Annotated in this window: 7 protein-coding genes and 1 pseudogene; 7 read left to right on the top strand and 1 reads right to left on the bottom strand. The window is 74.0% G+C overall.

The window, feature by feature from the left end:
* Positions 1-49: 49 nt before the first annotated feature.
* The 5 genes from GA0115240_RS05680 to GA0115240_RS05700 all read left to right on the top strand — a co-directional run bounded on the left by GA0115240_RS05680 (position 50) and on the right by GA0115240_RS05700 (position 4,882).
* Positions 50-1,051 (top strand): L,D-transpeptidase, encoded by a 1,002-nt coding sequence (locus GA0115240_RS05680; protein ID WP_256069560.1) that lies wholly within the window; start codon positions 50-52, stop codon positions 1,049-1,051.
* A 171-nt stretch (positions 1,052-1,222) separates the two neighbouring features.
* Positions 1,223-2,458, top strand: coding sequence for a L,D-transpeptidase (locus GA0115240_RS05685; protein ID WP_256069561.1), 1,236 nt, complete (start codon positions 1,223-1,225; stop codon positions 2,456-2,458).
* 59 nt (positions 2,459-2,517) lie between these two features.
* Positions 2,518-3,285, top strand: coding sequence for an enoyl-CoA hydratase/isomerase family protein (locus tag GA0115240_RS05690; protein ID WP_093735557.1), 768 nt, complete (start codon positions 2,518-2,520; stop codon positions 3,283-3,285).
* A 114-nt stretch (positions 3,286-3,399) separates the two neighbouring features.
* Entirely contained in the window at positions 3,400-3,891 is a 492-nt protein-coding gene (locus GA0115240_RS05695) for an ATP-binding protein (protein ID WP_093735558.1), read from the top strand.
* A 463-nt stretch (positions 3,892-4,354) separates the two neighbouring features.
* On the top strand, positions 4,355-4,882 hold the full coding sequence (locus GA0115240_RS05700) for a hypothetical protein (protein ID WP_093735559.1): 528 nt from the start codon (positions 4,355-4,357) through the stop codon (positions 4,880-4,882).
* Between the two features lie 56 nt (positions 4,883-4,938).
* Here the strand turns inward: GA0115240_RS05700 and GA0115240_RS05705 are convergent, their stop codons facing one another.
* The gene (locus GA0115240_RS05705) at positions 4,939-6,222 is read right to left on the bottom strand and encodes a helix-turn-helix transcriptional regulator (protein ID WP_237554630.1); all 1,284 of its coding nucleotides are present in this window, start codon (positions 6,220-6,222) and stop codon (positions 4,939-4,941) included.
* Between the two features lie 202 nt (positions 6,223-6,424).
* Between GA0115240_RS05705 and GA0115240_RS05710 the strand changes: the two genes are divergently transcribed.
* Together GA0115240_RS05710 and GA0115240_RS05715 are read left to right on the top strand one after the other, a co-directional pair.
* A complete protein-coding gene (locus GA0115240_RS05710) occupies positions 6,425-7,351 on the top strand; it encodes a quinone oxidoreductase family protein (RefSeq protein ID WP_093735560.1) in 927 nt (308 codons plus the stop codon).
* Positions 7,352-7,491: 140 nt separating this feature from the next.
* Positions 7,492-9,638 (top strand): annotated as a pseudogene (locus tag GA0115240_RS05715) (penicillin acylase family protein); the annotation flags it as partial.

Raw genomic sequence — 9,638 nt, forward strand, 5'->3', positions numbered from 1 at the left:
GCGCGTTTCCCGGCGGGCGCGGTCTCGTTGACCCGGTGTGAGCACAGGTGTGGGACATGGGACGGCAGGTGCGCGGCGACGGACGCGGCGGGGCGCGGCGCGGCGGGCCCTGCCGGCGCTGGCCGCGGTAGCACTGCTGGCCGGCTGCGGGCTGGGCCTGGGCGGACACCACACGAAGGACCCCACCCCGAAACCGCGGATCACCCCGCGCCGGGACGCCTTCGTCGGCTTCTACTCCCCGGAGGCCGGCTCGCTGGTCGGCACCGGGACGATCCTGTCGGTGCGCTTCAACCGGACCATCACCGACCGGGCCGCCGTAGAGCGGCACATCACCGTCACCGCGCGGCCGGCCGCGGCCGTGACCGGGCACTGGTTCGGCGCCCGGCGGCTCGACCTGCGCCCGGCCCGCTACTGGCGGCCCGGCAGCCGGGTCACCCTCCACCTGCGGCTGCGCGGCGTCCGCGGCGCGCCGAACACCTACGGCAGCCAGGCGAAGGACGTCACCTTCACCATCGGCCGCGACCAGCGCAGCACCGCCGACGCGGCCACCCACACCCTGACCGTGCTGCGCGACGGCCGGCTGCTGCGCACCTTGCCGATGACCGCGGGCAGCCCGCAGCACACCACGTACAACGGCATCATGGTGATCGCGGAGAAGTACCTCAGGACCCGGATGAACAGCCGCACGGTCGGCTTCGGCGGCGAGTACGACATCCCGGACGTACCGCACGCGATGCGGCTGACCGATTCCGGCACCTTCGTGCACGGCAACTACTGGTCGCCCGCCGACGTCTTCGGCGCCGAGAATGTCAGCCACGGCTGCATCGGGCTGCTCGACACCCGCGGCCCCGCGCGGACCCCGGCCGGGGACGACGGCCGGGACGGGTCGGACGGCGGGGGGACGCCGGCCGGCTGGTTCTTCGCCCGGTCCCTGATCGGTGACGTGATCACCGTGGTCCACTCCGACGACCGCACGGTCTCGCCCGACAACGGCATGAGCGGCTGGAATCTCGACTGGACCGCCTGGCGTTCGGGCTCGGCGTTGCGGTGAACAGGGCCCGGCCGGGGCGGCTGACCTGCGGATGACGTGCGGGCAACTGGGACGGAACAGTGACATTTTCCGGGCCCGGACCGCGGGCCGGTGTGGTTTTCTTTCGCTCATGGGGGCGGTCCGGTTTCCCGGGCGCAGATGGACCAGCCGAGTCACCAGGAGAGTCGAGAAGTGAAGGCGATAGGTGTGGCGCCCGGTACCAGGACGAGCCTGGCGGCACTGGCGCTCGGTGCCGTGCTGCTGCTGGCCACCGCGTGCGGCCCCGAGGACGGCGACCAGGCCGGATCGGGCAGCGACGACGGCAAGGCGGGCGGGACGACGACGAGCGCCGCGGACACCAAGGTGTCCAGCGCGGTCGTATCGATCTCCCCGAAGGACGGCGCCAGCAACGTGGCCACCACCGGGACGCTCAAGGTCGCCGCGTCGGGCGGCAAGCTGTCGTCGGTCGTCGTCAAGAACGACAAGGGCGCGCCGGTGGCGGGCACCATATCCGCCGACGGCCTGGGCTGGACCCCGAGCGACCACCTGGACACCTCGACCCAGTACACGGTGGACGCCGTCGCCGAGGACGCGGCCGGCCGCGAGTCCGACAAGCACGCGACCTTCTCCACGATCGTCCCGAAGGACACCTTCGTCGGGTTCTTCACCCCGGAGGACGGCTCCACGGTGGGCGTCGGCATGGAGGTCTACCTCCACTTCAACCGGCCGATCACCAACAAGAAGGCGGTCGAGCACGGCCTGACCGTCACCGCCTCGCCGGCCGTCCCGGTCGCCGCGAAGTGGAACGGCAGCCAGGACATCTACATCCGCCCCCAGGACTACTGGGCGGCCGGCACCAAGGTGACCCTCGCCCTGAATCTGAACGGCGTCGAGGGCGCCCCGGGCGTCTACGGCAAGCAGCACAAGTCGGTGCACTTCACCGTCGGCCGCCGCCAGGTCAGCATCGTGGACGCGGCCAAGCACACCATGACCGTCTACCAGGACAACAAGGCGATCAGGACCATCCCGATCTCCTCGGGCGCGCCGGACCACACCACGTACAACGGCAAGATGGTGATCTCCGAGAAGTACATCAAGACCCGGATGAACGGCGACACCGTCGGCTTCGGCGGCGAGTACGACATCGCGGACGTGCCGCACGCGATGCGGCTCACCAACTCCGGCACCTTCATCCACGGCAACTACTGGGCCGCGCCCTCGGTGTTCGGCAACAGCAACACCAGCCACGGCTGCGTCGGGCTGCACGACGTGCGCGGCGCGGGCGACGCGAGCACACCGGCCGCCTGGTTCTACGACCACTCGCTGCTGGGCGACGTGGTCCAGGTGGAGAACTCCAAGGACCGGACGGTCCAGTGGTACAACGGCCTCAACGGCTGGAACCTCAGCTGGAGCGAGTGGACCGCCTGACGGAGCCCGGGCGGCCCGCTGCTCGCAGGAGGCGGCCCGTCCGTCGTACGCTCCGGTCCATGACTGTGACCCTCGACATCGACAACGCGGTCGGCACCATCCGGCTGGACCGGCCCCCGATGAACGCCCTGGACACCGCGACCCAGGACCGGCTCGCCGAACTGGCCGAGGAGGCGGGCCGGCGATCCGACGTACGGGCGGTGGTGGTGTGGGGCGGCGACAAGGTGTTCGCGGCCGGCGCGGACATCAAGGAGATGCAGACCATGTCCTACGAGGGCATGGTGGACCGCTCGCGCGGGCTGCAGGACGCGTTCACCGCGGTGGCCCGGATCCCCAAGCCGGTGGTGGCGGCCGTCAACGGGTACGCGCTGGGCGGCGGGTGCGAGCTGGCGCTGTGCGCGGACTTCAGGATCGCGGCCGAGGACGCCAAGCTGGGCCAGCCGGAGATCCTGCTCGGGCTGATCCCCGGTGCGGGCGGCACCCAGCGGCTGGCCCGGCTGGTCGGCCCGTCCCGGGCCAAGGACCTGATCTTCACCGGGCGGATGGTGACCGCCGCCGAGGCGCTGGCCATCGGGCTGGTGGACCGGGTCGTGCCGGCCGAGGAGGTCTACGGGCAGGCGCGCGCCTGGGCCGAGCGGCTGGCCCGCGGCCCGGCCTACGCGCTGCGCGCCGCCAAGGAAGCGGTCGACACCGGCGTGGAGACGGATCTGGACACTGGTCTCGCCATCGAACGGAGCCTGTTCGCGGGGCTGTTCGCGACGTCGGACCGGGAGACCGGAATGCGCAGCTTTGTGGAGGACGGGCCGGGCAAGGCCGAATTCCGCTGAGCCGGGGCGGTGCGCCGCCGCCAAGGGGACGGCAGCGGACGGAACGGATGATTCCGTGCGGTGAATTCCGTGGGTTGCCCTCCGGCGGCGGCCGGTTGCGGCCATCATGAGGGCATGCCGGGACGGGGTGGAGCTGAACAGCCGCAGCGGGCGGATGACGCGGCGGGCGCATTACCGATCCTTACCGATGACGCCGCCGTCGCCCTCCTCGACCGGTTCGGCGACCCGTCGGTCGGCGAGGTCCGCCTGACCTCGCGCCCCGAAACCGCCGCCACCGCCCGCCGGTTGTCGCTGGCGGTGGTCCGGCTGTGGGGCCTTTCCCACCTCGCCGACACGGTGGAACTCCTGGTGTCGGAACTGGTGGGCAACGCCGTACGGCACACCGGGGCCCAGAGCTTCGGCCTGCGCATGCAGCGCCGGCGCGGCTGGGTCCGGGTCGAAGTCCGGGACCCCTCACGCTCGTTACCGTGCCTGCTGCCGGTGCGCCCGATGGACACCAGCGGCCGCGGCCTCTTCCTGGTGGACAAGCTCGCCGACCGCTGGGGTGTCGATCTCCAGGCCCGCGGCAAGACCACCTGGTTCGAGCTGCGGGTCATCGACCGCTAGGAGAACACAGAAGAGGCCCTTCGCGTCCGGGGGGTGACAGCGGAAGGGCCTCTTCGGAACCGCCGCGAAGCAGGGGGTGTGCCGCGGCGTCTGTGGAACGGCCGAGCCCGGGTCGTGGCGGCCGTTGACACCGACTGTCGCACGTCGGACGGGGCGGGTGCAAATCCGCTTAGCGGGAACATAGGTACGAAACGGACAAAAACTCGCGCAAAACAAGGGTGATCTGCGCCACCGCCTTGTAAACAATGGCTAAGGGCCCGCATAGCCTTCTCATAGATCGGATGGTCATGCGGTCGGCTCATCGAAAGAGTGCCCTTCGGGGTCGATCACCTAGGGAGCGGCCGGGGGATACCCCCACGCGCAATGGGGGAGCCCCCGGATGGGACGGCGTCGCCGGGTACGGAAGAGTCGGTCACGCAACCGGACGGCCGCCCGACGACCGCCCCCGACAAAGGAGTCGACGATGGCCGTCACCACCGCAGGCATCGGATCGCCTGCCGGATCGCCAGCCGGATCACCTCCCGGCTCCACGGCCGCGGTCTCGGCGTTCGTCCGCTTCGTGCTCTTCGGCGGCGGAGTGACGCTGCTCGGCAGCGGCGCACTGCTGCTGATCGGCGACCGGATACCGCTGGCGGTCGCCAACGCCGGCATCGCGGTGGGGACCACGGTGCTCGCCACCGAACTGCACTGCCGGTTCACCTTCCGCCGGGGCGGGGCCGGTTGGAGCGACCACGGCGCCAGCGGGCTGACCGTGCTGATGTCGTACCTGTTCACCACCGGCGCGCTGCTCGCCTTCGACACGCTGCAGCCGCATTCCGGGGCGCTGCTGCGACAGGGCGTCTACCTCGCCGCCTCCGGCCTGGCCGGCGTCGGCCGCTTTCTGCTGCTGCGGCTGGTGGTCTTCGCCGGCGCCCGCGCCGAAGCCGGCAGCGGCCGCCGCGTAGCGCTCCCCGGGCGGCCGGTGACCGGGCTTGTCCCGGTCAGCCGGTGACGGCCCGGATCGGCCGGGCCGGGGCGGGCCGCGCCCGATGCGCCAGGGCCACCGCCTCACCGCGCGAGCCGGCCCCCAACTTCCCCCAGGATGTTGGCCACATGGAACTTCACGGTGGACTCGCTGATGTGCAGGACCTGCCCGATCTCCCGGTTGCGGCGGCCCAGGGCGAGCTGCTCCAGCACCTCGCGTTCCCGGGGATGCAGGGCGTCCAGCGGGTCGTCGGCCGCGGGCCGGCCGATCTCGCGGGCCTCCAGCGGCAAGGTGACGGTGACCGTGGTGCCCCAGCCGGGCAGCGCGTCCAGCACGAGGCGGCCGTCCAGGGCGGCCAGCCGGTCGGTGATCCGGTGCTCGGACAGGTCCTCCTGCGCCAGCCGGCCCGGTCCGTCGTCGCGCACCACCACCCGTAGCGCGTCGGCGTCGCCGGCCTCCTCGGCGATCTGCCAGTCGATGTGCAACCGCCGCAGCGCCTGGCCCTGTTCGAGCATGGCCAGCACCGCGCCGCGGACCGCGGCCCGGGCGGCGTGCGCCACGTCGGCGGGCAGCGTGCGCCGCGAATCCGGCGCCCGCAGGTCGAGCGCGACCGGGCTGTAGCGCAGCAGCGGGCGCAGCTCGTCGGTCAGCCGCGCGAACGCGGCGTCGGCGGGCTCCTCGCTCAGCTCGCGGTCCAGGTTCGCGTTGGCGCGCAACTGCACCAGGGCGGCGACCGCGAGGTCGACCGCGCCGCGCCGTGCGGTGGCGTCGTCCAGCGAGGCCGCCCGCAGTGTGCCCAGGATCGAGGACAGCGCGGTGGAGTGCGCGTCGGTCAGCTCGGCGATGGCCCGCGCCCTGGCGCCGGCCGCGGCCCGGGAGACGGCGGCCTGCGCGGGTTCCGCGTCGGAGGTACGCCGTGCGGTGTGCACGGTCACCAGATCCCACAGCCCCTGGACCAGCTCCGTCACCGGCGCCGGCAGCGGCTGGTCCGAGGTGCGGACCACCACCAGCAGTGCGCCGGCCGCGGGCAGCCCGTCCGGCGCCGAGGCCACCGCCAGCACCGGATGCGGCACCCCGCCCAGCAGGCCCTCGCCCTGCCAGGGGCGGCCCGCCGTCACCCGCTCGGCCAGCCGGCCCAGATCCGTACCGGCGATCCGGGCGGTGACGGACCCGTCCCCGGCGAACTGCGTCGGGGTGAAGGTGCACACACTGCTCATCCGGGCCAGCGCCACATGCGGCACCAGCTCCGCGAGCGCGGCGGACAGCCGCCCCATGGTGTCGCCCAGCGCGGCGGACAGCACCTCCATCGTCCGCGCCAGAGCGATCTCCGGGCGGTCCCAGCCGTTCGGCAGCACATCGTTCCGCATGTCCCCCACCGTACGGCGAGCATGGAGGGGGCCGGACTGTCCGATCGGCCAGGTGAAACCGGCCGAAGGGCGGGCAGGGTGCGCAGGACGGCCCGGACATGCTGGAGACCGTCGAGACCGACAGGGCGGTCGAGGCCGTTGAGACCCAAGAGATCCATGAGACCTGCATGACCTACCAGACCGTTGAGGATCGTGAGAAGCCATGACCAAGTCCATCGCCTTCACCGAGTACGGCTCCGCCGACGTGCTGCACGTCCAGGAGAGCGAGGTGCCGGCGCCCGGCCCCGGCCAGGTGCGGATCGCCGTCCGCGCGGCCGGCGTGAACCCGCTCGACCACAAGGTGCGGGCCGGCTTCATGCAGGACGCCTTCCCGGTCGAGTTCCCGCATGTGCCCGGGGCCGAGGCCTCCGGTGTGATCGAAGCGGTCGGCGAGGGCGTCGAGGGCCTCGTCGTCGGTGACGAGGTGTTCGGCCGGACGCTCAGCGGCGCCTACGCCGAGCAGGCCGTCGCCGACGCCTCGCGGCTGACCTTGAAGCCGGACACCCTCAGCTGGGAGCAGGCCGCCGCGATCCCGGTGGCCGCCGAGACCTCCTACCGGGTGCTGGAACTGCTCGGGGTGCGGCCCGGCGAGACGCTGCTCATTCACGGCGCGGCGGGCGGCGTCGGCACGGTCGCCGTCCAGCTGGCCGTCGCCCGCGGGGTGAAGGTGATCGGCACCGCGAGCGAGGGCAACCACCGACACCTGCGGGACCTGGGCGCGATCCCGGTGCTGTACGGCGAGGGGCTGGTCGAGCGGGTGCGCGCGGTGGCGCCCGACGGGGTGGATGCCGCGCTGGACACCTCGGGCCGGCCCGAGGCGCTGGCCGCCTCCATCGAGCTGATCGGAGGTACGGACCGGGTGGTGGAGATCGGCAACCCCGGGCCCGCCGGGGAGTTCGGTGTGCGCTTCTCCGCCGGCGGCCCGGATGAGGACCGCAGCGAGCCGGCCTTCACCGAGGTCCTGGCCCTGGTCGCGTCGGGCAGGCTGTCGCTGCCGATCCACCGGGCCTACCCGCTGACGGACGCGGCCCAGGCGCAGCGGGCGAGTGAGGCGGGGCATCTGACCGGCAAGATCGTGCTGACGGTCTAAGGGGCGGCTGTCCGGGCGGCGGCTGTCGGGGCCGCTGTTTGTCGGAGCGGGGGCGCCGGGTGCCGATGGCCCCGGCGTCACCCCCCTTCGGGTCATAGTTAGGATAGCCTTACCTAACTTCGAACGCCGAGGGAGCAAGCGTGCGCGCCGAAATCCGCCGGGACGCCTGGGGCATACCCCATCTCCGGGCCGGCGGCCCCCGGGCGCTCGCCTACCTCCAGGGGCAGAACGCGGCCAGGGACCGGGCCTGGCAGATCGAGGTCGAGCGGCACCGGGCAGCCGGTACGTCGGCTGCCTTCCTCGGCGCGCGGGGCGCCGACTGGGACGTGTTCGCCCGCCAGGCGATGATCGAGGACACCGCCCGGCGGTGCCACGCCCGGCTCGACCCTGACACGGCCGACTGGGTCGCGGCCTACGTGGCGGGCGTCAACGCCGAGCTGGGCGAAGGGGCCGGCCGCGCACCGGAGTTCACCGCCGCCGGCCTGGCCCCCGGGCGCTGGCGCCCCTGGACCCCACTGGCCCTCTGGCTGTCCACCCACATCCTCTTCGCGGGCTTCCCCACCAAGCTCTGGCGCGATCTGGTGCGCCGCACGCTCGGACCGGCCGCCGTCGCCCTGTTCCGCACCGACGGCCCGGCCGCCGGCGGCAGCAACGGCTGGCTGCTCGCCGGCGAACGCACCGCCTCCGGCGCCGCCCTGCTGGCCGGCGACCCGCACCGCTTCATCGAGGCGCCCGGCGTCTACCAGCAGATCCGGCTGTCCTGCCCCGACTACGACGTGATCGGACTGGCCGTCCCCGGCGTGCCGGGCATCGCCCACTTCGGCCACACCGGCCACGTCGCCTGGGCGATCACCAGCGCGATGGCCGACTACCAGGACCTCTACCGGGAGCGGCTGCGGCGGCGCGGCGGGGCGGTGGAAGCGCTCGGCCCGGACGGCTGGGCGCGGGCCGCCTCCCGGACCGAGACCGTCGAGGTCGCCGGCCACGAGCCCATCCGGGTCGAGGTCGTCGAGACGGCCCGGGGGCCGCTGATCGCCGGTGCGGCCCCCTCTCCGCCGACGGGCGGTACGGAGCGCGGCGCGGCGCGCAGGGCGGGCGCGGATGTCCGGGCGGAGCCGGCGGTCGGCGCGCACCCGGCAGCCGGACCCGAGGACCAGGACACCTGGGAGGGCGTCAGCCTGCGCTGCCCGGTGCGGGTGAGCGGCGAGATCGGGTTCGCGGCGCTGCCGGCGCTGCTGGCGGCCCGCACCGTGGGCGACGTGGACCGGGCGCTCGACGGCTGGACGGAGCCGGTCAACGTCGTCCAGGCCGCCGACACCCGGGGCGGCCTGCTGCACCGGGTGGCCGGGCGGGTACCGGTGCGCGATCCCGCGAACCGGGTCCGGGTCGTGCCCGCGTGGGACCCGCGGCACGCCTGGGCGCCGGGCTACGCGCCGCTGCCGAGGGCCCCCGTCCGGGACGGATACGCCGTGATGGCCAACGAACGCGGCCTCGCCGCCCCGCTGGGCGTGGAGTTCGCCGCCCCGCACCGGGCCCGCCGGATCGCCGCGCTGCTCGCCGGCTCCCGCGCCTGGACCGCCGACGACATGGCGGCGATCCACACCGACACGTACACCGCCGGCGCCGACGTCCTGCTGGAGTGCCTGGCCGCCCTCGGGCCGGCTGACGACCCCGGGCGGGGCGATGGCGCCGGACGGGCTGACGGCCCTGGACCGGCTGACGGCCCCGCACGGGGTGGCGGGCCGCCCGGACCGGGTGGCGCGCTCGGCCCGGCCGACCTCGCCCTGCGCGACCGGCTTCTGCGCTGGGACCGGCGGATGGACCCGGACAGCACCGGGGCCGCCGCCTACGCCCTGCTGCGGGCGGCCGTCGTAGGCCGGCTCGCCGCGCATCCCGCCCTGGCCCCGCTCGCCGCGCCGCCGCCGTACCCCGAGGTGTTCCGGCCGTGGCTCGCGCTGCTGCCCCGGGTCGGCTTCGCGCTGGAGACGCTGCTGACCCGGGGGCCGGTCCCGGCGGCCGACCGGGCCGACATCCTGCGGGCGGCCCTGCGCGAGGTGGCTGCGGGACCGCGCCGCCCGCCTGGCGGGAACTGCACCGGCTCGACGCCTGGACCGCGCCGCCCAGCCCGGCGCCGCCCGCGCCCGGGCTCGGCGGGGACCACGACTGCGTGCTCGCCACGTCCAGCGTGCCCGGCCTCACCCACACGAGCGCACGCGGCCCCGCCGCCCGCTTCGTGTGGGACCTGGCGGACCGGACGCGCAGCCGCTGGGTGGTGCCGTTCGGCGCC

The organism is Streptomyces sp. DvalAA-14, from assembly GCF_900091855.1.
Lineage (GTDB): Bacteria > Actinomycetota > Actinomycetes > Streptomycetales > Streptomycetaceae > Actinacidiphila.